Raw genomic sequence first — 22967 nt, forward strand, 5'->3', positions numbered from 1 at the left:
GTGAATCTCGAACGTACGAGCATCGTTGACTAGTACGAGTTACTTGAACTATTCTCCGGCTGTCGCCCCGGCACCGGTTCACAACCCCGCCGGTGCTGGAATAGCTACCCAGCCGCCGGGGCGATGTTTCTCGCAGTACACCGTTCAGGGGTTGAACAAGGGGAAGTCAAATGCAGCACATTTCGTTGCAATTTTCACAGTCGCGTTACAGCCCGCTCGTGCTGGCCCGCCAAACCGCCGACGCCGCATGGCGTGCATTAATGGACTCGATGCAATGCATCGTCCGAATCTGGACGATTCGTCCGTCGCTCGCTGGTGGGGTGATGGCATGACGATCGCTCAACAACTTCGCGACGAACTGCGCGCAGCCGACACCGTTATCCGCAATGCGCTTGCGGTCATGACGATGGAACAGAAAAGCGATTGGGGCTGCGCGAACCACCGCGACGACGTTGCAGGCGAGGGCGTCACTCGGTATCACGAGCGGGAGGTCGTAATGGCGGGCGGCTCACCGCTGGCCGTATTTCTTGAGCTGCGCCGCGCGGATCGGATCATCGGGAACGCGTGGGAAATTCAGTCGTTTCACCAGCACGCACTCTGGTCTATCGCCAATCAACAAGACGGCGTCGCCGTGACGCATCCGACGCGCGCCGACTCGCGGGCGGAAGTGATGGCCGCAGCAGTGGCAGCCGCGCACGAACTGGTCGGCGATGCGCGCGGATCAATCGCCGATGGAATCGTCGGATACGTAAAGGGTCTAGGCGACGTGGTGTCGGTTGAGTCTGTCGCGTGGTTTGGCGTTGACTTCGCCGCATCCGACGGCGATCAAAGCGTCGTGCTCAAACCGCCTCGAGACTGGTCGAATGCTGACGTCGCGCGCTTGCGCCGGGCGTTCACGAAGCGAAATTACGGCGGTACTTTGCATGTCGAGCAGCCCGTCAGCCGGCAAGTCGAGGAAACAATTCGATTCTGCCCTGAGTGCGGCTGTCTCGGCGATATTCCAGCCGGCTACGAGGCGTGCTGCCCCGACAGCGACCATGCGCGCATCGTGCCGAAGCGATTTGCGGAACTCTGCGCCGAGACGTTCAAGCTCTGCGCGCGCCGACCTTACGGCGCAACCACCTCGCCGACAGATGGCCGGGCCGCTGCCGCCGTGCGCACACTCGAAGCGAGGGCATACACGTACACGGATGGCGCCGAGCAGTGGAAGCCGCCGCTCGGGCCGGCATCGACTCCGGTAACGAGCCGCTTCATCCGGACGATAACGCACGCGAACGAGGTATGGCAGGGCGGAGCGAAGCTCGCCAGCGCATCCAGCTACACGATTGCGACAGAAATCGCAGACGCGCTCAATGCGAAGAACAGCGCCGCCGCCAACACGGACGCGCGGCCGCATATTCCGCAACCGCATCCGAGCCCGCGCGGCTAATTCGATCAACGACGTTCTAAGCGGAGTTCTTATAGTGACGATGAATCGGACTACTAATGTAGTGCGCGACGAATCCGAAGCGATTCGCCGCGAATTACACGCCCACAACGCGTTGCAGCGCGCGATGTATCGCAGCCGCGCAATCGCAGAGCGCGCGCGACGCGCTCGCGAGCAAGGTCGCCCGCACCTTTCCATCGCGAGGGCCGCATGACCGACGCAGATATCGAAATGGCACTGCCGCGCGTAGTCACTGCTGGCGTGATTGAGGTCGGCCCGTTCTTCGATCGGCTGGGAAGCGGCGGTTACTTCGTCGCCAAGGGCATCGAAGGGCGTCGCGAAATCCACTGGTACACGGAAGGCACGGGCGTGTCGTACCCGATGACGCGCGACGAGGCATTCGACAAGGCGCTCGACGCGGTCGACGCGGCGCACGCTGTCGACGAACGGCTCGCCGCATGACGCACGCGGCGAGCGAGGAACGTGCAGGCGAAGGCTCGCGCGACTTTCTGGCCGCTGACCTTGCCGAGTTTGGTATCGGAGCGGGGGTATTGGTGCCCCCGTTCGTCGTTTACAACCCGCCGCGCACGGCGCGCACCGATCAGGCCGCCGCTGCCGCGATGCGCGAGCTGCGGCCGCTGCTGTCGCAGATGGCGCGGCGCCGCCGGGTGATCTGATAGGGGGAGTGATGAAGCAACCGAGAAACGAAAAGCCGCTGCCGCTGTGGGCGATCTGGATCATCATCATCGTGGGCGTGATCGCTTGGTGCGGCGTGCATCCCGAAGACGGTACGAAACCGGCGTGGCCGATTTCGTCGAACACGCATCGCGCGTAATAGCATCGGGCGCAATAGAGCATGTGGGTCTACGCGCGCGACGCATCCAGCGTTCTAGCTGATATCCCCGAAGCCCAGGCGGCGGTGAAGCGGTTGCCCCCGAAGTGGCTGCGCCGCGCACTGCGACAGGCCGAGCGGGCCGGCCAAGCCAGCGCGGCAAGGCACCCGGTTCCGGGTCAACCGATCGCGGATCGCCTCTTTGATGTGAGCGCGGCCGCGTGCGCCATTCGCGAATTCCTCGACCAGCACGCACCCGAGCATTTGCCGGTGCGCCCCGATGCGAACGATCAGGAAATCTGCCTCAAGGCTCGGCGCATCGCGAACGATATCGGGATGCGATCACATGGCCTGACCGTAGCTGATGCGCTCGTCGTGGCGCGCACCGCGTGCGCGACATACGCGGTCGCGATGCCCGATTGTGACCTGCCGTCCGGTCAGATAGCGCGAGTTCGTTGCGAGCTGTGGTGGCGCCGGCAATTGCGCAAGAAGCATATCCGCACGCTCGAACATAGCAATATCCGCCTGCACTACGTCCACCGCCGGGCAGAGCCCTACGCAAGCGATGAAGCGGTTCGCCGGCGGATCGCGCAGAACCGCCGCAATACGCGCACGCTCGAATCCGTCACGGTCGAGAACGAGAACGGCCAACAGTTCACGTTGGCCGAACTGGCCGCGAAGGGCATGTCGAATAAGGCGCTCAAGCGCGGCGAGCTGTTCACGCGACTGCGCGGGCTCGAAGAACTGGCCGACGATGCGAAGCTGCGCGGCGTCATGTTCACGCTGACTTGCCCGAGCCGCTTTCATGCCGTTCGCACGACCGGCGGCGTTGTCGAACCGAATCCCGTCTATACCGAGCTGTCGCCGCGCGACGCTCAGGCGTATCTGCGCAAGGTGTGGCAACGCATCCGGGCCGAGCTGAAACGCGAGGGCGTCCTCTATTTCGGTATGCGCGTCGCCGAGCCGCATCACGACGGCTGCCCGCACTGGCACGGGCTCGTGTTCGCCGACAAGGTCGAGCGGTTTTGCGCGGTGATGCGCAAACACGGGCTGCGGGATTCTGGAAACGAACCCGGCGCGCAACTGCACCGCGTGCGCTTCGAAATGATCGACCGCACGAAAGGATCGGCCGTCGGCTACGTCGCGAAGTACATCAGCAAGAACATCGACGGGTATGCGGTCGGCGAGCACAAGACGCAGGACGGCTATGTGATCCAGACGGATATGTGGGATGGCGACGAAATCACGCCGTCGCAGCGCGTCGAGGCGTGGGCGGCGTTGTGGGGTATCCGGCAGTTCCAGCAGTTCGGCGGGGCGCCTGTCGGCGTGTGGCGCGAGCTGCGCCGGGTGAAAGAACAGGACTTGCCGAGCGAAGAGGAGGCGCCGTGCATTCGCGCTGCGTGGCTGGCCGCTCAGAAAACCGACGAGCATGCGGCCGATTGGGCGGAATACTCACGCGCGATGGGCGGCATCGCCGGCGAAGCGCGCATGGTCTACGTGCGCCATACCGTCGAGCATCGCGAAGGCCGCTACGGTATTGCGCCCGTGCGCGTGCCGCACGGCGTCGAGGCGATCGGCGTCGCACATATCGTCGACGGGCTTTGCGCGTACACGCGCGAGACGAAGATTTTCGTACCGTCGACGCGGTACGAATGGCGGGTAGTTCGGCGCGGCGGCGAAGCCGCCCGCCCTTGGACTGGTGTCAATAACTGTACGCGGTCGAATCGGTCAGGGGTGGCCGATCCGACCGCCCGCGCAGCGCGCGGAACTGGAAACAGCGTCAGCGGGGACGTGAGCGACGCGAAACGGGGTCAACGGAACCTGTAGAGCGAGGAAAACCATGTCACGAATGACCATCGATTGCCCGTGCTGCGGCGACGAGATCGAAGCACGCCATACGGAAGGCATGTCGGCAACGATGCGCCGCCTCTACTTCGTGTGCGACGCATGCGAATTCCGATCGCCGGCCGGGCTCGAGATTTTGTATTCGCTGTCACCGGCGTCATGCCCGCGCGACGACGTGACGCTCGACGTGCGGCCGTCGACACGGCTGCACGGCAACGTCGATTCGCGCACGTCGCTCGGCCTGATGGAGTGCGCGCGATGAGGTTCACGATCGCATGTCCGCATTGTGGCGCACGCGGCATCGCACGTTCGCTGGAACAGAAAGAACCGCTCGTGTGGGAAATCGACTACCAGTGCGACAACGTCGTGTGCGGGCATACCTACCGCGCGCGACTCGAAATGACGCCCGCCGAACCGCCGCAACCGCGGACACGGGCGGGCGGACAGATGCGGCTCGACGTATAGCGGCCGCGCAATGAGGCGGTATCGACGCGATACAGGGGTGATATCGCGTCGATATCGAGTAGATATCGTTTCTATATAGGGGTGAGCAATGATTGTTGTCGTGGGAAATCCGAAAGGCGGCGTCGGCAAATCGACGATCGCGGTACAGCTTGCGACCGGCATTTTGGCCGCCGGCGGGCGTGTGTGGCTCGTCGACGGCGATCGCCAGCAGTCTAGCGCGTCGGCAATGGCCGCTCGCTCGTATGGCCAATGGCCCGCGATCGTGGCCGCCGCTTACGATGACGGCGCAACGCTGCATGCGGAGCTGACGAAGCACGCCGGGCAGTTCGATCATGTTGTCGTCGACGCGGGCGGACGGGATTCGAGCGCGTTTCGCGCGGCCATGATGGCCGCCGATGTGGTGCTCGTGCCGGTCATGCCGCGCTCGTTTGACGTGTGGGCGCTCGACGACATGGCGAAGCTGCTCGACGAAGCGCGCAAGGTGCGCGCGCTGCGCGCATGCGCGTTCCTGAACTGCGCGGACGTGCAGGGCGCGGACAACCGCGACGCCGAATCGGTGATCGCCAGCTATGACAGCCTGGAATTGCTGCCGTACCGTATCCACCGCCGCAAGGCGTTCGCGAACGCGAGCGCGGCCGGCCTGCACGTCGAGGAAATGCCGCGTCGCGATCCGGTTGCATGCGCGGAAATTGAGCGTCTGCAAGATGCGGTGTTCGGCGTGCTGACGGCCGACGCCAGCTAAACGGGATCATGTCGATATCGAACAGATATCGACATGGTATCGACGCGATATCAATTAGATAGGGGTTCAAATGTCGATTTCGAGAAAGCCGGCCGCACGCGACGACGCGGCGATTGGTGCATTCATCGCCGGCGCGCCCGACGCGCGCGCCGAAACGCCGGCCGTGCCGAGCGAAAAGCCCGCCGCGCGGCGGTCGAAGGTAAAAATCAGCGTCGATATCGATCCTGACTTGCTCGCCCGCGTCGATCAGGTCGCGAAGGCGTCGGGCGTGTCACGGAATGCCGCGCTCGCGCTCGGCGCGGCGCGACTGATCGACGATTTCGAGAGCCGGACGGCACGCCGGGCCGGCTAAATCTGGCTGCGCCGGCCGGGGTCACAGGCCGGCGCGTTATTTCGTCAGGTTTACGCACCAAAGCGCATCAATTTCCCACCATGCGAAATCGCTGGAATCCCGCGCCGGCGGGCGGTTCCGCAGTTCCCGGCCGGCGCATCAAAAACGACCCATTTAGAGAGGCGGGCAGGCGGGGAGGGGACTGCGATTTTCCGGGAGCGGGGTCAGATGTTCGCACCGACGCCCGGTCGGTGCGGCGGGGGCGCCCGCTCGATTTCAGCCCCTTGGCCGGCCTCGCGCCCCATCGGCAGCGTCAGCAGCACCCCGCCACACCCGGCGGCGCCAGCAGCCCGCTATCGCGCTGATAAGGATCAGGCAGCGATAGCGATTTTTGCTATCATTTGATATCGGGAGATATCAAATTGTGATATCATGAATCCATGAAAACGAAACACGCCCGCACGCTAAGCGCGATCTACACGAAACCCACCTTGGGCGGCATCGTGTTCGCGGATGTCGAAGCTTTGGTTGTCGCGTTGGGCGGCAGCATTCACGAAGGCGCCGGGTCGCGCATCGCCTTCGAACTGAACGGGTCGCGCCGTTACCTGCATCGCCCCCATCCGGGCAAAGAGGCAAAGCGCTATCAGGTTGAGGATGTGCGCGACTGGTTCAACGAAATGGGGATAAAGCCATGACCAACGCAATGACGTACAAGGGTTATTACGCCCGCGTCGATTTCGACGGCCGCGACAATATTTTTGTCGGGCATGTGCTCGGTGTCGACGACAAAATCAGCTTTCACGGTGAGACGGTCGCCGAGCTGACGGAAGATTTTCATGCGGCCGTCGACCACTATCTCGCAGAGTGCGAACGCTTGGGGCGATCGCCGCAAAAGCCTGCGTCTGGAAAGCTGATGTTGCGCCTCAATCCGGAGACGCACGCGGCCGTCGGCGTTGCAGCGGCCGTTGCAGGCGAGAGCGTGAATCAGTGGTCAGAAGAGGTGTTGGGGCGTGCGGCTCGTGAGGTGCTAGAGCGGGCTGCACACGCATAGGACACGACGCGGCTCAACATGAAGGCGATCCTGACGACGCGAGACCACTACATTGCGGTAGTGCGCGAATATGATGCGATAGCGAACTATGCATGCGAAATGTCAACTCGCCTGAGTGGACGCCGCGTCGTAGACAAGCGCTTATCGTATGCCGAGACCATTTTTACAAAACTGGTTTGTCATTGCGTGAGCCTGCGTCGACTTGTTCCAACATTTCGTGCTGGGACAACGGAGCTTTGGGATATCGGTGCAGTTTGCGCGATCGCTCGGACATTGATCGAAGCATTCGACGCTTTGGCATATATCGGCCTTCATCAAATTCCGCCAGAAGAGCGCGAATTAAGAATGCTGGTGTGGGAACTTCACGGTCAGGAACGTCGGCTGACTATGTTGGGCGACACTGGTGCGATCGGGCAGGATGTTGATGCAGTTCGAAACAATGCAAAAGCCTTGCGCGACGCTACCATGGCTCACGCGTTGTTCGGCCAGCTATCTGCCAAGGCCCAGAAGGATATTTCGTTAGGGAAGGCACCTGCGTTCACCATCAGCCAGAGGGAACGTAATGCCGCCAGTGGCATTAATCACGACTTCTATAATGTAGTGACGATGTTCCTGTCACAGTACGTTCACACGCTTCCCTTTGCGCTGAGTCAGTTGACGTTGGCGCACGCGGGTGACCCAGAAGCATTGCAAATGATTTCGATGGCGTTGAAATACTCAATGCCGTTTATAGCCAAAGCTGCGACCGGCATCGGGGAGCTTTGGCCGGATGTCAAAATTGAACCGACTGAAGATCAGCGGCTCGCAATGGATGTATGGTCAGGACTCGCTGAGAATGGAGTGAAAGGGCTACGTGAGTAGCCCGACATACGGGTTAGGCCGCCGCGATGACGTATGGTTCGAAGCGCACAATCTCATCGCCCGCCCATTCGTTGAACGCTGTGAACTGCGCCTGTAGCGGCTCGATTTCGTTACGGCCGAACACGCGGGCTGCCGTGTCGGCCGCGCCGAACCCGCCCGTGTTGCTCGGCACGATGCCGAGCAATTGCGGCGGCACACGATGCGCAGCGAGCAAGTCGTCACGCGTGATGTTCTTGATGTTGAAGAACTCGTCTTTCGCCGCGACTTCCGAGACGGGAATTAACTGCATTCCGTCCTTGTTCCCGCCCGGCGCGTAGTAGAACAGGTTCCGGAAATTGCCCGGTCCCTTCGCACTCTTCAATGCGTCACGCAGCGCGTCGATATCGTCCTGCCCGGCCTTGTCGTCGGTCAGGTACAGGATGAAGCCGGCATGACTGCCGTTCTCGTAGTAGCGTCGCCGGAACAGCGTTGACGACTCGTTCAGCATCGCCGCGTGAAGCGATCCGAGGTATTCCGGCACGCCGTAAATCTCTTGATTCACATCGGCTTCGATCAGATGATGTACGGCGCCAGGATCGAATTCGTGCACGGCCTGCCAGCCGTTCGTTTGCACGTAGGTTTGCAGGTCGGTACGGCGTCGCATGTATTTCGCCGGCGGCGGCTCGTATCGCATGACGCCGCCGACACGGTTGCGCACGGGCGCCTGATAGCCGTTGCCGAAAATCAGCCAGTCGAGCGCCCATCGCCGGAACGATTCCCGGCTCATCAGCGGATGCGGGATGAACGTCGACGCGAGCACGTTCCGTTTGAAGTAGATCGCCGACGCGTGGTGAGTGCCGGATCGGAAAATCTTCGACAGGCCCGCGAAGCTCACGGGCGGCTCATACCATCCGTTGATCGTCACAAGCTCGGCATAGTCCAGCAGTTCGGCCCGGCTCATGATCGGCATAGGGTCGCCGAACGTGAACGCGGTCGACTGCGCCGGCCGCGACGCGTCGGCCGCGCTCGGGGTAGTGTTCGCGTGCTGCACGTGCGTCGTGTGTTTCTTCATGAGTAAATCTCCACCTTTCCTTTTTTGCGTGCCGCAGTGCCTTCCAACGGCTCATTCGAAATCGCATGCAGCACGGCCCATGCAAGATCGGCATGGCCGGTTTCCTCGCTGCGCGATGCCTCGTATGTGACGTTTCGCCCGCTCGGCGTGACGGTCTTTTTGATCGCCATGAATGCGGCGGCCATGTCCGTCCATCCGGCGTCAAATTGCAGCCGTGCATTGCCGACGACGGACAGCCCCTTGAGCACGAGCCGACCCTTTACCTCTGGCGAATAGTTGAACGCGACGGCGCGCGGATAGAACTGCTTCACGAGCTGATACACGCCCTGACCGATGCCGGTCGTATCGATCGCCATGTAGTCGACGCGGTATCGATCGGTGATTTTCTTGATGGACTCGGCTTGCGCCTCGAAATCCATGCCGCGCCATTGGTGCTTTTCGAGCACGCGGAACGGGCCGCCGTCGACGAGCGGCGGCGCAACGACGACGCAGCCGGCGCTATCGCCCGTGAGCGCAGGGTCATAGCCGACCCAGACAGGCTGATAGCCGTATGGGCGAGAAGGGGACGTAAGCGGCTTGAAGTCCTCCCACAACTCCCATGAATCAACCATGCAGCGCTGTAGGTTCGCGAGCGTGAAGATTGACGCCGTATCGTCGATGAACTGACACATCAACAGGTTTGCGTAATCCTCGGGGCTGTACTTTCGCCGCAGTTCTTCGATGTCGAAGAGATCGCATCCGGCACGCATGGCATCGTCGACCGTGACGATTTGCCGCCACTGTCCGTCCTCGCAAAGACGACCACGCGACAGCGCCTTGTGCGTAACTTCGAAGTGGACGTGATCGCCCTTGGCGCGGCCGCGATTGATGTGCTCGCCGCTCCAAAATGGGTATGCCTCGTGCGCGAGACTGGATGGCGTTGAGAAGTATGTTTCGCGCCATTTCTTTTGCATTGCCATCCCGGACGCGACCTTCTGTAGTTCCTTGAATCGGGGAATCCAGAAGTATTCGTCGAGGTACAGATTGCCGTGATAGCTCTGCGCGGTGCGTGCGTTCGTGCCGAGAAAGTACAGAATGGCCTCATTCGGCAACACGATCGGATCGCCGGTTAATTCAACGTCGGCGGCCTCGCGCGCGAACTGGGTGATGTACTGGCGAAACACGTGCGCCTGTGCGCGACTCGCCGACAGAAAAATCTGATTGCGGCCGGTATCGATCGCGTCGGCCAGCGCTTCGCGAGCGAAGTACCATGTTGCGCCGATCTGCCGCGATTTGAGAATGTTCCGCGTGCGCTGATGCCCGTTCCGGAACCAGACTTTCTGGTAGTCGAAAAGCGAGTCGCGGAACGCTTCGAGCAACCGGTCGCGCTGCTCGTCGCTGAACTCGTTTTTCGCGGGCTTGCGCTTGGGCGCTTCATTGCGTGCGGCGATGTTCGGGTTTAGGTCGCCTTCTTTTCCTGTCTCGCCGTATCGACGGATGCGCGCGCAGCGTTCGAGCTGGCGCCCTAACAGGTCAATCTCCTTGTAGTCGCCGCCGTCTTTCTTGTCCTTCGCGATCAGCGCGTTCATGCGCATTTCGATCGTCGACTCGACGGTATCGATCGGATTGGCCTTGGCCCATCCGTCACGCTGTTTCCACGCCTCTACCGTGGCGCGCTTGATTCCCATGTGACGCGCGATCGACGACACACGCCAACCCTGAAAAAACAGGGCGCGCGCTGACTTACGCGGGTCGATTTCGATAATCGGATTGTCGGCGGTATTGAGCATGCCGAAAGCGTAACGGTCGTTCGCGCGCGCGCGCATGGCCGGCATTTGTATACAGGGAGACGACAGGGGCTAGTCGTTGAGCGTCGGCGGGCAAACCGCGAACATGGCATCACACGAAACGCTCACCCAATCACCTGTCGGAGTACACACGATGTTCAAACGTAAGTTGTCGCTTCTCGCGATCGCTGTCGGCTCGATGGCATCGCTTTTCGCGATCGACGCGCATGCAGCAGCGACGGCGGTCGGCGCAGGCATTCAACATGCCGACGTGCTCGGCGGCATCGGTGCGGCTGGCGCCGCCGCGTTCGGCATCGGTTCGGTGGCAGGTGTCAGCGGCACGCATGCGACGACGAAATGGTTTCGCGTCGCAGTCGAAGGTGCGACGACCGACGGCCGTACCATCGAGCGCGAATGGATTCAGCAGATGGCGGCGCAGTACGACCCCGCACTGTACGGCGCACGCATGAATTGCGAGCACATTCGCGGCTACGCACCTATGTCGGCGAATCAGCCGTTCGGCGCGTATGGCGACGTTACCGGGCTCAAGTCGGAAGAAATCGCCGATGGTCCGCTGAAAGGCAAACTCGCGCTGTACGCGCAACTGAAACCGACGCAAGCGCTCATCGACATGGTGAACGCGAAGCAGAAGGTCTACACGTCGGTCGAGATCGATTTCTCGTTCGCTGACACGAAGCAGGCATATCTCGTCGGCCTCGCCGTGACCGACAGCCCGGCAAGCCTCGGCACCGAAATCCTGACGTTCGCGGCCGGTCGAGGCGCGGAAAACCCGTTCAACGCCCGGAAGCAACGCCCCGAAAACCTGTTTTCGGCGGCCGAAGAAACGGTGATCGAATTCGAAGCCGCGCAGGCTCCCGGCGTCGGCCTCGCAGTGTTCAAGCGCGTCGGCGAAATCCTCGGCCTCGTGAAAGAGAAGGGCGCGACCGACGACAAGCGCTTTTCCGACATGACGCAGGCCGTCGAAGCACTCGCGACGTTCTCGAAGGATCAGTCGACCCGTGTCGACGAACTCACGACGAAGGTTTCGTCGCTCGATACGGCGCTTACGGCCGAGAAGGCAGCACACGAAGAAACGGCCCGCGCGCTGGCCGAGCTGAACGCCAATCTGTCGACGCAGCCCGGCGGCAACCAACGACCGCCGGCAACCGGCACGAGCGCCGAGCACAAGACCGACTGTTAAGCGGTCGCGTCGAAACCTGAACGGCTTCACCCCTCATCGATTCGGAGAATCACCCATGCGCAACGAAACCCGGCTCGCGTACAACGCTTACGTGAAGGCGATCGCCGACCTGAACGGCGTTCCCGACGCGAACACCAAATTCACGGTCAGCCCGTCCGTACAGCAAAAGCTCGAGAGCCGCATTCAGCAGTCGAGCGCGTTCCTTCAACGGATCAACATGATCGGCGTCGACCCGCAAAGCGGCGAGAAAGTCGGCCTCGGCATCGGCCAGCCGATCGCGAGCACGACGGACACGAGCAAGCAGGATCGCGCGCCGATCGATCCGACCAGCCTCGACAGCAACGGTTACGTCTGCACGCAGACGAATTTCGATACGGCGATTCGTTATTCGCGCCTCGACGCGTGGGCGCACCTGCCGGATTTCCAGACCCGCATTCGTGACGCGATCGTGCAACGCACGGCGCTCGATCGCATCTGCGTCGGTTTCAATGGCGCTTCGCGGTCGGCCACGTCCGATCGTGCGGCAAACCCGCTGCTGCAAGACGTGAATGTCGGTTGGCTGCAGAAATATCGCCTCAATGCGCCCGATCGCGTGATGCACGAAGCGGTCAAAGACTCGAAAAAGGTCAAGGTCGGCAACGTCGCCGGCGCCGATTACAAGAACCTCGACGCGCTCGTGATCGACGCGCTTCAACTGCTCGACGAGTGGTATCGCGACGATCCGTCCGTCGTCGTCGTGATGGGTAGCGGCCTGCTGCATGACAAGTATTTCCCGCTCGTGAACGGCGCGAACGTCGCGACCGAACAGGCTGCGCTCGACCTCGTCATCAGCGGCAAGCGCGTGGGCGGAAAGCAGGCGGTTACCGCCCCGTTCGTGCCGCAAAACACGCTGATGGTCACGCGCCTGGACAACCTGTCGATCTATTTCCAGAACGGCGGCCGCCGCCGCTCGCTGATCGACAACCCTAAGCGCGATCAAATCGAAAACTACGAGTCGAGCAACGAAGCGTATGTCGTCGAGGACTACGGCTGTGGCGCGATCGTGGAAAACATCGAAATCGAGCCGGTAGCCTGACCATGACCAGCCCCGCACGCCGACACCAACAGCGCATTCGCGCAGCGCGGGCGGCCGCCTCGGTGGCGCCCGGCCAATCGCTCGCCGGCGCGAGCCAGTACGAGCTGATGCTCGTCAAGCTCGTGACCGACAAGCGCCGGTTGAAGTCGATTCAGTCCGTCGCTCGAAAGGTCGAAGTGAAGCGCGAAGTGCTGCCCGAGTACGACGCATACGTGTCGGGCGCGCTCGCCGGCGGGCGGGGCGGTCAAGACGATGTGCTGATGACGGTCATGATCTGGCGCATCGATGCTGGCGACTACGTCGGCGCACTCGATATCGCTCGCTATGCGCTGCATCACGGCTTGACGCTGCCGGATCAATACGAGCGCTCGGTCGGCGCAGCGGTTGCAGAAGAATTCGCGACGGCTGCATTGGTCGCGGCGAAGAACGGCGAGCCGTTCGTCATCGAGCACCTTGTCGAAATTCTCGACCTGACGGCCGACCTCGACATGCACGACCAGATTCGCGCGAAGCTGCTCAAGGCGATCGGCATGACGGCGATGAACCTCATCGGCGACGACAAGCTCGACGGCGCCGAAGATTGGGGGCGCGCGAGTCAAGCCGTACAGAACTTCAAAGCCGCGCTGTCGCTCGACGACCGCGCCGGCGTGAAACAGAACATTGCTCGACTGGAAGCCCTGTTGAGCGATGCGGACGGCCGCCGCAAGGCCGCCCGCACGTAAAGAGCCCACCCGGCAAGGCGGCGCCGGCGTTCCTGATCCCTACACCTGACGGCAACGGGACACGAACGCCGGCCCACCGCCTCCTATATTTGAGTCACGGTCATGAGTAGCTTTATCGCCCCCGCACGAACGACCACGGCAGGCGCACCGGGCGCCGGCGCGACGGTCGCGAACGATGGATGGTTTCCTGACATCGACATTGGCGATCTGCGCGAGTCGACGAAGCTCGACGGAACCGTGACGGCCGAGCGCCTACGACGCGCCGTGATCGAGGCGATATCGACCGTGAACGCCGACCTTGCGCAGTGGCGGTCTGTACAGGTTGCGGCCGGTCATGCCGGCCTCGCGTCGGTGCCGGCGCCGACGGTCGACGGCGTCAGCATCCAGGTATCCCGCTACGAGCGCGCGGTCTACAGCCTGACGCATGCGGATATCACGGAGAAATACAGCGGTTACGACTCGACGAAGTCGGGCGGCCAGAAGGCCGAAAACCTCGACGAAACGGTTTGCCAATCGCGACGAAACGCGCGATGGGCGATGAACGACATTCGCGGCATTCGCCGCAGCACGATCGATCTGATCTGAACGGCGGAGGACTCACGATGCTGACGCAACTTCTCGCATGGATTCAGGGCGCACGCTGGCGCCGCTCGCTGTCGCATTGCCTCGAAGGGCTCGCGATTCAGGTTCCGATGACGCTCGCGACCGGCAACGTATGGTTTGGCGCGGCGTCGGTCGTCGTCTGGTACTGGTCACGCAAAACCGCAGAAGTGCAGTTTGCTGCGAAGGGCGCGGCGTCGACGGTCACGGTGTGGAACGTCGGTCTGTTCCCGTGGCAGTGGGACGGATGGAAAGTGCTTGATGTGCTGATGCCGGCCGCCTCGTCGTTCTTGCTGGCCGCCGTCATCGCGATCCTTCAGCGATGAACGTCGCCGCGCAGCAGGGCGACACGGTCGATCTGATCTGCTGGCGCTACTACGGCCGAACGGATGGAACGGTCGAGGCAGTGCTCGAAGCAAATGCGGGCCTAGCCGATTACGGCGTCGTCATCCCAATGGGGACGATCGTCTACTTGCCCGAAATCGAAACCGTCGCGAGCACGGCGCCGCTCGTGCAATTGTTTGATTGACCTTGGGAGAGCTGGCGAAATGGCCGAACCGAATACCACTACCGCCGCAGCGCTTTCGGCCGCGATCGGGGTCGCGGGCCTCGCGCCGGGCATCGACGGTAACGCGCTGATCGGCGCATTCACTGGCGCGGCGCTCGTCGTCGTCACATCGAAGGAAATCGGCGTGTTCACCCGGATCGCGTACATGCTGATTTCGCTGGTGATGGGCTATATCGCGGCGCCGGAAATCGTCAACGTGACGCCGATCCACTCGACCGGCGTCGCAGGCTTCTTCGCGGCCGCACTCGTCATCACGGTCACGTTGCAGCTTATCGACCGGCTGAAATCGGCCGACCTGCTCGCGTTCCTCAAAAAAGGGGAGTGACAGTCATGCACATTTCATTTGCCGTCGTTGCGCTCGCTGCGCACTTCGCCTCGCTCGTGCGTGTGCTGACCTACCGGCGAAACGGTGCGCGCCATCGATATCACGTGTCTTGGGTTGCATGGGCGATCGTCGTCGTTTCCGGCGGTGCATCGATCAATCTGACCCTGCACGTCGAGCAAGTCGATTTCTTCGATGCGGCGACCGCCGCGCTGATCGCGCTGTTTGTGTTTGCGTCGCGTGGCAATGTCGCGCGGCTTTTGCGGAGTGAACAATCATGAAAACGCATCGCCTCGGCGATTACGGCGACGATGTCGGGCTGCTGCAACGGCGTCTTACCCGTGCGGGTTACCCGGTCGACGTGACGCACGTCTACGATGACGCGACCGAAGCGGCAGTCAGGGCCATCCAGAAGCAAACCGGCCTCGTCGACGATGGTATCGCCGGGCCGAAGACGCTCGCCGCGATTGCGACCGGCCGGCGCGATCCGAAGCACCTCGCCGACGCCGATATCGTGAGCGCGGCCGACCGGCTCGGCGTGCCGGTCGCATGCGTGCGAGCGGTGAACGAAGTCGAGTCGACCGGTTTGGGCTTCTTGTCCGGCGGACGACCGAAAATCCTGTTTGAACGCCATATTTTCTGGAAGCGCCTCGAAGCGCGCGGCATCGATCCGGCGCCCATCGCGGCGAAATACCCGAATATCTGCTCGCAGGCGGCCGGCGGCTATCAGGGCGGCGCAGCAGAATATACGCGGCTTGCGGCCGCCGAGCTGATCGACGCCGGCGCCGCATACGAATCGGCAAGCTGGGGCGCCTTTCAGGTGATGGGCTACCACTGGGAACGGCTCGGCTATTCCAGCGTCGACGACTTCGTCGCGCGGATGGAAAACGGCGAAGGCGATCAACTCGACGCGTTCGTGCGCTATGTCGCGGTCGATCCGGCGCTCGTCGCGGCGCTCAAGGGGCGCAAGTGGGCAGTGTTCGCGCGCGGCTACAACGGCCCCGGCTACGCGCGGAACCTGTACGACGTGAAGCTCGCGCGGGCATATGACAAGTACGCCGACGCGGCGAAGGCGGTCGCGTGAACCCGCTCGCCGTGAGGCTCGTCGCCGGCGCGACCGCGCTCGTGCTGCTCGTGGGCGGTGTGCTCTACGTTCGCGCGCTGCGCGCCGAGCTGGCGGTCGCGCAAGGGCAGGTCGCATGCGCCGGTCAGGCGGTGGCAGGGCGCGACAGCGTGATTGGCGCTCTACGGCGGGACGCGAGCGACAAGGCCCACCAACAGCAACAACTCGACGTGTCGACCGACAAGGTCGCAACGAAGCTCGCGGCCGCCCGCGAAGAAATCCGCAAGGTGATCCATGAAAACCCGTCCGTCCGCTCGTGGGCTGATACCCCTTTGCCTGCTGACGTTGTGCGCCTGTCAGCAAGCCCCGCTTACATCGGCGCCGACGCTTTCAGTGCTGCAATGCCAGCCGATCAGCCGATGCACGCTGCCGGCGATGGCGCCGCGCACTAACGGCGAGCTGCACGACGCATTCGAAGCGGCTAAGGGCGCGTGGGGCGCGTGCGCGGCCAAGGTCGACATGGTGGTCGACTGCCAGGCGAAGGCGCAGGCGAGAATCGACGCCGAAGTCGGGCCTGCAAAGCATGAATAAGCCGGCGAGCCTTCGCACCGCTATCGAGGCTGCGATTCCGCAGGTCGTGGAAAGCCCGGAACGGTTGACGGTGTTCATCGATAACGGCTCGCTCGCGGCAACCGGCGCGAAGGGCTTGTCGTTCGAATATCGGTACGTATGTCATGCACTGCTGCTCGACTTCTCGGGCGACGCCGATGAGCTGTTTCTCGCGATCATTGAATGGGTACGAGCGAACCAGCCCGATCTGGTGCTGAACCCCGACGAGCGCGCGCACGGCATCACATACGAGATCGACATTCTCGACAATGAAACGTCTGATGTGTCGATCAAGCTCCAACTTACCGAAAGCGTCGTCGTGAAGGTCAACGACAACGGCTCGCGCACAATCGAGCACGTCGACGATTCGCAGCATCCGGACGGAATCACGTGGACGGGGCAGCAGTGGACGAACTGAGCGTCGTCGAATCGCTCCTGTCCGGCCTGCTCACGCGCCTCGAACCCGCCGGCAGGGTCGCAGCCATGCGCGACATTGCGCGGACGCTGCGTCGCAGCCAGCAGCAGCGCATCGCCGGCCAGAAGAACCCGGACGGAACGGCATACGATGCCCGTAAGGCACGCGTGAAGCCCGGCGGCCGGCAACGCGACAAGCGCGGCCGCGTCAAGCGGTCGGCGATGTTCGTCAAGATGCGCACGGGACGATTCCTGAAAGTCGAGACGGATGCGACCGGGCTCGCGATCGGATTCGATGGCCGCGTGGCGCGGCTGGCACGTGTCCACCAGTTCGGCGAGCGCAGTCGCGTCGCGCCGGGCGGCCCGGAATACAAGTATCCGGCGCGCATGCTGCTCGGTATGACAGACGCCGAGCGCGAGCTAATACGCGACCTGCTGCTCAAGCACATCACGAAATAGCCCCGATCGTCGGGGCTTTTTTGTACCCGCGACGCTCACACGGGGCGAAGCTCGCCTCGCGCGCGTGCGGCCGGCAACATGGCCGGCATGGACGCTAACGAAATTCAGCGACAGGCGCGCAACGCCGTTCGCAAGGGCTCAATTCTCGACGTAGACCACGGCGCGGCGCTTTGCCGTGTGTCGGTCGGCGATCCGGACGACGAAAGCGGCTCGCTCCAAACGAACTGGATTCCTTGGTTCGCACTTGCGGCCGGCAACACGCGCGACTGGCGTGCGCCGACCAAGGGCGAACAGGTCATGCTCCTATGCCCGATGGGCGACCCCGCGCAGGGCGTTGCGCTCTGCGGGTTCTACTCCGACGCGTTTCCCGCACCCGACCATAGCCCGAATACTGACGTGCGCACATACCGCGATGGCGCCGTCGTCGCGTATGACGATGCCGCGCACGTGCTCGGCGTCGACCTGCCGGCAGGGGCAACCATCAACGTGACGGCGCCGGGAGCGGTCAACGTCAACACTCAAACCGCGACCGTCAAGGCCGACCGGGTCATGCTCGACGCCGACGTGACCGTAACGCGGTCAATGACGGTCGAAGGCCCGTTCACGTTTGAATCCGGCATGACCGGACGGGGCGGCGCTGACGGCGGCCAGACGATGCGAATCGACGGCGCGGCGGATTTCACGGGCGAAGTGAAGTCGCAGGGGATCAGCCTGCCGAATCACACGCACCGCGAACAAGGCGACGGAAACGACGTGAGCAAGCCGAAATGAAAGGGATGAATGCGACAACCGGCCGCGCGATCGCCGACCTCGACCACCTCTACCAATCGGTCGGAAAGATCATTTCGACGCCGCTCGCCGCGTGCGTGAAGCGCCGGACGTTCGGTTCCGATCTGTTCGGTCAGGTTGACGCGCCGAACAACGGCGCCGAGCGCACGCGCCTCTATGCGGCGATCGCAACCGCGCTGATGCGCTGGGAGCCGCGGCTCGTGCTGACCCGCGTGCAACTCACGATCGAGGATGACACCGTCGGCGAAGCCTATGCCGGAAAGCAGTTCGTCGATATCGAGGGGTACACGACCGTTTCCGGTGACGCCGTGCGCGCGCGTATTCCGCTGGACAGGGGGAATGTCGCATGACCACGTCAGCATTGATCGACCTCGGGAGCCTGCCGCTACCGGACGCGCTCGAAGTGCTCGACTTCGAAACGATCTACGCCACGCGTAAGGCGGCAATGGTTTCGCTCTGGCCGGCCGACGAACAGGCCGAGATTGCCGCGACCTTGGAACTGGAATCCGAACCGCTCGCGCGGCTCCTACAGGAAAACAGCTATCGCGAACTCGTATGGCGTCAGCGCGTCAATGACGCGGTGCGCGCGGTGATGCTCGCGTTCGCGATGGGGAACGATCTGGAACAGCGCGCGGCGCTGTTCGGCCTCATGCGCCTCGTAGTCAAGCCCGCCGATCCGGCGAACAACGTCGACGCGGTCATGGAAACCGACGACAGCTTGCGCGAGCGAATCCAGCTCGCGCCGCAGGGATTCAGCGTCGCAGGCCCGTCGGCAGCGTATGTCACGAAGGCGCGCGCGGTCGACGGTCGCATCATCGACGCACAGACCTCGCGGCCGCGACCGGGCGACGTGCTCGTGTCGCTGCTGTCGAGCGAGGGCGACGGGACGGCATCGGATGCCCTGTGTCAGGCGGTTCAAACCGCGCTGAGTGCGGAGGATCAACGGCCCTTGAACGATACGGTACTGGTGAAATCGGCCGAAATCGTGCGCTATCGCATTCGCGCGAAGTGCTACACCCGGACAGGGGTCGGTGCCGATGTTCTGATCGCGCAGGCAAGGAAAAACGCGCAGGCATACGCGGACAAGGTGCATCGAATCGGGATCGGCGTCGCAGAGTCGGCGATCAAGGGCGTGTGTCAGGCCGCCGGGCTTTCGCGAACCGAATTGATCGAACCCGTCGGCGATATTGCGATCGACCGAACGCAAGCGTCGTATTGCGTCGAGGTAGTCATCGAATACGGCGGACTGTATGCCTAAGCTCCTGCCGCCCAATGCGACGACGCTCGAAGTGCGTACCGCGAACGCGCTCGCGGCGGTCGACACGTTGCCGATACCGATTCGCGACTACTGGAACCCGGACAAATGCCCGGCATCGTTCCTGCCGTATCTGGCGGCCGAAGTGTCGGTCGACGGTTGGGAACTGGCTGAATCGGACGACGCGCGGCGTGCGCTGATCAAGTCCGCGATCCAGTTGCATCAGAAGCGCGGCACGCCGTGGGCGATTCGCGAAGTGATTCGCCGGCTCGGCTTCGGTGAAGTGACGCTAATCGAGGGGCGCAGGATTCGCCGGCGCGACGGGTCGGTACGGCGCAACGGCGACTACATCCACGGCGACCCGACGGCGTGGGCGCAATACATCGTCAAGCTGACGCAGCCGATTACCCGCGATCAAGCAGAAAACCTGAAAGCCGTCCTCGAGCGCTATGCACCGCAACGCTCGATGCTGGCCGCGCTCGACTACCGTGCGGCGCCTATTCGACACAACGGCATTGCGAAGCGCAACGGCCAGTACAACAGAGGGAGTGCGACGTAATGGCAAATCTTGCGGAAAATTCGAAGTGGGAAGAGGGGATTTACCAGCTCGAAACGTCCGACCCGGTCGTTGGCGGCCCCGATGGTATCGACAACGTACAGCCGCGCCAGCTCGCGAACCGCACGCGTTACCTGAAGGATCAGCAAGAGGCGCACGCAGCGGCGACGAATCCGCATCCGCAATATGCAAAGAGCGATTCGCCGGCCTTCACGGGTTCGCCTCAGACACCGCAGGCCCCGCAGTTCGACAACACGACGAAGGTCGCGTCGACCTCGTTCGTGCAGCGCGCGCTCGGCAACTTTGCGAACGTACAGGTCGTGAACGGCGTTGACACCGTGCTCAACGCGAGCGCGTTCGGTTGTGCGGTCCAGTTTGTCGGCACGTCGTGCACCGCGACGTTGCCATCGGGTAACGGGGCCAATGCGGGCAGCGCGATCCATTTCTACGCGCAAGGCGGGGTCGGACAGACGTTCACGATCAAGGCACCCGCCGGCGGATTCATCTATGCGCCCGGCGCGGGATTCGGCACATCGAACACTTCAATCACGCTCGGGCCGAATGACACCGTCATCCTCGTGAACCGTAGCGGGGCCGAATGGGACGTTATGGGCGGAACATGGGTGCTCACGAACGAAGCGATCGCTTTCAACGGGAAGCAATCCAGCGTGACACAGCCGCAGTTTGACAGCGGAGACAAGCTCGCGACGACAGCGTTTGTGCAGCGCGCACTCGGCAACTTCCAAGCGTTCAGCGCCTACACGTCAAGCCAGACGCTGAAAGCGGAGCAATCCGGGACGGTGGTCAACTTCTGGGGTGGCGCGGCGTCTACCTTCACGCTGCCGGCGTGTTCCGCCATGCCTCCAGGTGGGGCATTTCTGTTCAACAATTCCGGCAGTGCGCCGGTAACGGTGGCGCGCGCGGGCTCGGATACGATTCTGTGCAACGGCAACAATAGTAACGTCGTCGTCAGCCCGAACGACAATTTGCTGTTGGTCGCCATTCCGTCGAATCAGTGGATTGCGACTGGCGGCAGTGCTCAATTGAAGTACTCGACGGCACTGTCGGGTGCGAATTTCACGACGGCACCGCAGTTTGACAACAGCACAAAGCTCGCGACGACAGCCTTTGTGCAACGCCAAGGCTTGAAGGCGACCGGCTTCGAGGTGTACACGGCGACCGCGACATTACCGAGTTCCGTCTGTGGCGCCGTGATCTATACCGGCGGCCCGGCGGCATTCACGCTGACGCTACCCCCGGCCGGGGGCGTACCGGGCGGTGCTCGCATCGAAGCCTATAGCATGTGCGTCGGAGCCGTTACGTTTGCCGCGCAAGGTACGGACACGATCCCGGCGGCCGGTTCGAAGATTGTGATGAACAGCGGCGACACGATGGCGCTGCAATCGAACGGAATCGACCATTGGGAACTGGTCGGCGGTTCGGTATCGCTGCCGTATTCCTCTGTAATGTCCGGTGCAAACTGGAGAACCGCACCACAATTCGACAGCTCGAATAAGCTCGCGACGACGGCCTTTGTTCAGCAGGCGTCGGGGAATTTCCAGACTCGCAAATACATCAACGGCTCGGCCACACTCGCGAATTCCGACTCTGGATCGTGGGTTGAAGCGGGCGGCACCGGGCCGTCTGCGATCACGCTGCCCGCTCCGACGACGAACAATATTTCGTTCACGATTACAAATGTGACCTCAAACGGCACTGCCGTGACAATATTGACGCCTTCCGCGAGCATCTATAACCAAGCGTCGGCGGCATCGACGTTCTTGCTCGATGTCGGCGCAACTGTCGAACTTACGTCGGATGCATCCAATTGGACGGTTATCAGCCACTACACGCGTAGCCCGGTAGCCCAGACGCCAGTACAGTTCGACAACTCGTCGAAGCTCGCTACGACGCAGTTCGTTCAACGCGCGCTCGGGAATATCTCCGGATTTGCGGCGCTGAACGCCAACACGACACTTACGGCCGCACAGGCCGGGCAGGCTATCCAGTGGTATGGGGCCGGTGGCGGAGTGCTTACGCTTCCTGCGGGTTCATCCATGCCGAATGGCGGCGTACTGACGTTCATGAATTTCGGAACGGGGCCGATCACGGTCACAACGCAGGGCGACGACTTCATCTGGTCCGCTGGGAAGGTTCAGCCGGTGACGTTGCAGGTCGGTGACTCGCTCGTGCTCGTTTCTCGGGGCGTTGCCGAATGGGATGTCACTGGCGGTAGCGCGGCAATTCAGTTTGCGCAGAGTCGGGGCGTCACGGCATCGCAGTTCGACAACTCGACGAAGCTTGCGACGACGCAGTTCGTCCAGCGCGCGTTGGGCAACTTCTCGGGTGTTGTTAACCTTTCGCCAGTTCGAGCCTTGACCGTTGCCGACCTCGGCAAGCAGGTGAATTACTTCGGAACGGCGGACGGAACCGTCTCCCTGCCGCCTGTGGCCTCCATCCCGGCCGGGCAGGGGTTTTGGATCACCAACACGGGCGCCGCGCTGCTCACCGTGGCTTCGAACGGCTCAGACACGTTCGCCGGCACGTCCGGCACGTCGTCTCTGCCGGTAGGCATCAACGACAATATCTACATCGTGTCGTCGGGGTCGGGCAGCACATGGCTGGTGTACGGAGGTTCGGCGCAGTTGAAATTCACCGGATCGTTCAACGCATCGCTCGGCGGCAACGGCTACCAAAAGCTGCCGAGCGGGCTGATTATCCAGTGGGGAAATGTCTCCGTGCCCGCAAATTCGAACCCGATGATTGCGTTTCCGGTGGCGTTCCCCAATGCATGCCTGTCGCTCGCATGCGCTTCCGACGACGCCGTCGCGAATGGCACGCTTTACCGATGGACGGTCGGCGGTAAGTCGAAAACCACGTTCGTGGCGGCCAATAACTGGAACGGGACTATCTCCGGTTCGTGGATCGCAATCGGATTCTGACAAGGTTGAATTGAGGCTAGTG

At 62.6% G+C, this 22967-nt stretch carries 33 protein-coding genes; 31 read left to right on the forward strand and 2 right to left on the reverse strand.

The genetic code is table 11. From position 1 onward, the window contains the following. The first annotated feature begins 170 nt into the window (after positions 1-170). From FOZ70_RS04815 to FOZ70_RS04875, 13 genes are all read left to right on the forward strand, one after another. Complete coding sequence (locus FOZ70_RS04815; RefSeq protein WP_219705030.1) at positions 171-332, forward strand: hypothetical protein; 162 nt, start codon at positions 171-173, stop codon at positions 330-332. Next, positions 329-1429 (forward strand): hypothetical protein, encoded by a 1101-nt coding sequence (locus FOZ70_RS04820; protein WP_219705097.1) that lies wholly within the window; start codon positions 329-331, stop codon positions 1427-1429. Before FOZ70_RS04815 ends, FOZ70_RS04820 begins: the two co-directional genes overlap by 4 nt. A gap of 207 nt (positions 1430-1636) precedes the next feature. Continuing rightward, on the forward strand, positions 1637-1888 hold the full coding sequence (locus tag FOZ70_RS04825) for a hypothetical protein (RefSeq protein WP_219705031.1): 252 nt from the start codon (positions 1637-1639) through the stop codon (positions 1886-1888). Next, positions 1885-2103, forward strand: coding sequence for a hypothetical protein (locus FOZ70_RS04830; protein WP_059454201.1), 219 nt, complete (start codon positions 1885-1887; stop codon positions 2101-2103). Before FOZ70_RS04825 ends, FOZ70_RS04830 begins: the two co-directional genes overlap by 4 nt. Positions 2104-2114: 11 nt before the next feature. Beyond that, positions 2115-2261, forward strand: a complete 147-nt coding sequence (locus FOZ70_RS04835; RefSeq protein ID WP_219705032.1) for a hypothetical protein — start codon at positions 2115-2117, stop codon at positions 2259-2261. 21 nt (positions 2262-2282) lie between these two features. Next, positions 2283-4085 (forward strand): replication endonuclease, encoded by a 1803-nt coding sequence (locus FOZ70_RS04840; protein WP_219705033.1) that lies wholly within the window; start codon positions 2283-2285, stop codon positions 4083-4085. Positions 4086-4098: 13 nt separating this feature from the next. Next, a complete protein-coding gene (locus tag FOZ70_RS04845; RefSeq protein ID WP_219705034.1) occupies positions 4099-4365 on the forward strand; it encodes an ogr/Delta-like zinc finger family protein in 267 nt (88 codons plus the stop codon). Continuing rightward, on the forward strand, positions 4362-4568 hold the full coding sequence (locus FOZ70_RS04850) for an ogr/Delta-like zinc finger family protein (protein WP_219705035.1): 207 nt from the start codon (positions 4362-4364) through the stop codon (positions 4566-4568). Before FOZ70_RS04845 ends, FOZ70_RS04850 begins: the two co-directional genes overlap by 4 nt. An 88-nt stretch (positions 4569-4656) precedes the next feature. Then, positions 4657-5310 carry an AAA family ATPase gene (locus tag FOZ70_RS04855; protein ID WP_219705036.1) on the forward strand — a complete coding sequence of 218 codons (654 nt, stop codon included), beginning with the start codon at positions 4657-4659 and terminating at the stop codon, positions 5308-5310. Between the two features lie 70 nt (positions 5311-5380). Beyond that, positions 5381-5662 (forward strand): ribbon-helix-helix protein, CopG family, encoded by a 282-nt coding sequence (locus tag FOZ70_RS37965; RefSeq protein ID WP_241011482.1) that lies wholly within the window; start codon positions 5381-5383, stop codon positions 5660-5662. A 419-nt stretch (positions 5663-6081) separates the two neighbouring features. Continuing rightward, on the forward strand, positions 6082-6336 hold the full coding sequence (locus FOZ70_RS04865; protein ID WP_219705037.1) for a type II toxin-antitoxin system HicA family toxin: 255 nt from the start codon (positions 6082-6084) through the stop codon (positions 6334-6336). Further along, positions 6333-6692, forward strand: coding sequence for a type II toxin-antitoxin system HicB family antitoxin (locus tag FOZ70_RS04870; protein WP_219705038.1), 360 nt, complete (start codon positions 6333-6335; stop codon positions 6690-6692). The genes FOZ70_RS04865 and FOZ70_RS04870 overlap by 4 nt, the downstream gene beginning before the upstream one ends. A gap of 18 nt (positions 6693-6710) precedes the next feature. Then, a complete protein-coding gene (locus tag FOZ70_RS04875) occupies positions 6711-7553 on the forward strand; it encodes a hypothetical protein (protein ID WP_219705040.1) in 843 nt (280 codons plus the stop codon). A 13-nt stretch (positions 7554-7566) separates the two neighbouring features. Here the strand turns inward: FOZ70_RS04875 and FOZ70_RS04880 are convergent, their stop codons facing one another. Together FOZ70_RS04880 and FOZ70_RS04885 are read right to left on the reverse strand one after the other, a co-directional pair. Next, a complete protein-coding gene (locus tag FOZ70_RS04880; RefSeq protein ID WP_219705042.1) occupies positions 7567-8604 on the reverse strand; it encodes a phage portal protein in 1038 nt (345 codons plus the stop codon). Beyond that, positions 8601-10373, reverse strand: a complete 1773-nt coding sequence (locus FOZ70_RS04885) for a terminase ATPase subunit family protein (protein ID WP_219705044.1) — start codon at positions 10371-10373, stop codon at positions 8601-8603. Before FOZ70_RS04885 ends, FOZ70_RS04880 begins: the two co-directional genes overlap by 4 nt. A gap of 151 nt (positions 10374-10524) precedes the next feature. Between FOZ70_RS04885 and FOZ70_RS04890 the strand changes: the two genes are divergently transcribed. From FOZ70_RS04890 to FOZ70_RS04970, 18 genes are all read left to right on the forward strand, one after another. Beyond that, positions 10525-11571, forward strand: a complete 1047-nt coding sequence (locus FOZ70_RS04890; protein ID WP_258025548.1) for a GPO family capsid scaffolding protein — start codon at positions 10525-10527, stop codon at positions 11569-11571. Between the two features lie 55 nt (positions 11572-11626). Then, the gene (locus tag FOZ70_RS04895) at positions 11627-12646 is read left to right on the forward strand and encodes a phage major capsid protein, P2 family (RefSeq protein ID WP_091919560.1); all 1020 of its coding nucleotides are present in this window, start codon (positions 11627-11629) and stop codon (positions 12644-12646) included. Continuing rightward, positions 12643-13368 carry a phage terminase small subunit gene (gene gpM / locus FOZ70_RS04900; protein WP_219705092.1) on the forward strand — a complete coding sequence of 242 codons (726 nt, stop codon included), beginning with the start codon at positions 12643-12645 and terminating at the stop codon, positions 13366-13368. Before FOZ70_RS04895 ends, gpM begins: the two co-directional genes overlap by 4 nt. 102 nt (positions 13369-13470) lie before the next feature. Then, complete coding sequence (locus FOZ70_RS04905) at positions 13471-13953, forward strand: head completion/stabilization protein (RefSeq protein ID WP_219705046.1); 483 nt, start codon at positions 13471-13473, stop codon at positions 13951-13953. Positions 13954-13970: 17 nt separating this feature from the next. Then, entirely contained in the window at positions 13971-14294 is a 324-nt protein-coding gene (locus FOZ70_RS04910) for a hypothetical protein (RefSeq protein ID WP_206121825.1), read from the forward strand. Then, entirely contained in the window at positions 14291-14497 is a 207-nt protein-coding gene (locus FOZ70_RS04915) for a tail protein X (protein ID WP_206121826.1), read from the forward strand. Before FOZ70_RS04910 ends, FOZ70_RS04915 begins: the two co-directional genes overlap by 4 nt. A gap of 19 nt (positions 14498-14516) precedes the next feature. Continuing rightward, positions 14517-14861: a putative holin gene (locus tag FOZ70_RS04920; RefSeq protein ID WP_206121827.1), complete on the forward strand. Its 345-nt coding sequence runs from the start codon at positions 14517-14519 to the stop codon at positions 14859-14861. Between the two features lie 5 nt (positions 14862-14866). Then, positions 14867-15139 carry a phage holin family protein gene (locus tag FOZ70_RS04925; protein ID WP_206121849.1) on the forward strand — a complete coding sequence of 91 codons (273 nt, stop codon included), beginning with the start codon at positions 14867-14869 and terminating at the stop codon, positions 15137-15139. After that, entirely contained in the window at positions 15136-15942 is an 807-nt protein-coding gene (locus FOZ70_RS04930; protein WP_219705048.1) for an N-acetylmuramidase family protein, read from the forward strand. The genes FOZ70_RS04925 and FOZ70_RS04930 overlap by 4 nt, the downstream gene beginning before the upstream one ends. Continuing rightward, positions 15939-16373, forward strand: a complete 435-nt coding sequence (locus FOZ70_RS37970) for a protein lysB (RefSeq protein WP_346656388.1) — start codon at positions 15939-15941, stop codon at positions 16371-16373. The genes FOZ70_RS04930 and FOZ70_RS37970 overlap by 4 nt, the downstream gene beginning before the upstream one ends. Beyond that, positions 16267-16512, forward strand: coding sequence for an Rz1-like lysis system protein LysC (lysC, locus tag FOZ70_RS04935; RefSeq protein ID WP_258025549.1), 246 nt, complete (start codon positions 16267-16269; stop codon positions 16510-16512). The genes FOZ70_RS37970 and lysC overlap by 107 nt, the downstream gene beginning before the upstream one ends. Next, a complete protein-coding gene (locus FOZ70_RS04940; RefSeq protein WP_219705052.1) occupies positions 16505-16948 on the forward strand; it encodes a phage tail protein in 444 nt (147 codons plus the stop codon). Before lysC ends, FOZ70_RS04940 begins: the two co-directional genes overlap by 8 nt. Further along, complete coding sequence (locus tag FOZ70_RS04945) at positions 16936-17403, forward strand: phage virion morphogenesis protein (protein ID WP_219705054.1); 468 nt, start codon at positions 16936-16938, stop codon at positions 17401-17403. The genes FOZ70_RS04940 and FOZ70_RS04945 overlap by 13 nt, the downstream gene beginning before the upstream one ends. 87 nt (positions 17404-17490) lie before the next feature. Next, entirely contained in the window at positions 17491-18174 is a 684-nt protein-coding gene (locus FOZ70_RS04950) for a phage baseplate assembly protein V (protein ID WP_219705094.1), read from the forward strand. Further along, positions 18171-18542, forward strand: coding sequence for a GPW/gp25 family protein (locus FOZ70_RS04955; protein ID WP_091919536.1), 372 nt, complete (start codon positions 18171-18173; stop codon positions 18540-18542). The genes FOZ70_RS04950 and FOZ70_RS04955 overlap by 4 nt, the downstream gene beginning before the upstream one ends. Continuing rightward, positions 18539-19450, forward strand: coding sequence for a baseplate J/gp47 family protein (locus tag FOZ70_RS04960; protein ID WP_219705056.1), 912 nt, complete (start codon positions 18539-18541; stop codon positions 19448-19450). Before FOZ70_RS04955 ends, FOZ70_RS04960 begins: the two co-directional genes overlap by 4 nt. After that, the gene (locus FOZ70_RS04965; RefSeq protein ID WP_219705058.1) at positions 19443-20006 is read left to right on the forward strand and encodes a phage tail protein I; all 564 of its coding nucleotides are present in this window, start codon (positions 19443-19445) and stop codon (positions 20004-20006) included. The genes FOZ70_RS04960 and FOZ70_RS04965 overlap by 8 nt, the downstream gene beginning before the upstream one ends. Further along, a complete protein-coding gene (locus FOZ70_RS04970) occupies positions 20006-22945 on the forward strand; it encodes a hypothetical protein (protein ID WP_219705099.1) in 2940 nt (979 codons plus the stop codon). Before FOZ70_RS04965 ends, FOZ70_RS04970 begins: the two co-directional genes overlap by 1 nt. The last annotated feature ends 22 nt before the right edge of the window (positions 22946-22967 follow it).

The sequence above is a fragment of the Burkholderia sp. COPS genome, from assembly GCF_019425585.1.
In the GTDB taxonomy this organism is placed as follows: domain Bacteria; phylum Pseudomonadota; class Gammaproteobacteria; order Burkholderiales; family Burkholderiaceae; genus Burkholderia; species Burkholderia cepacia.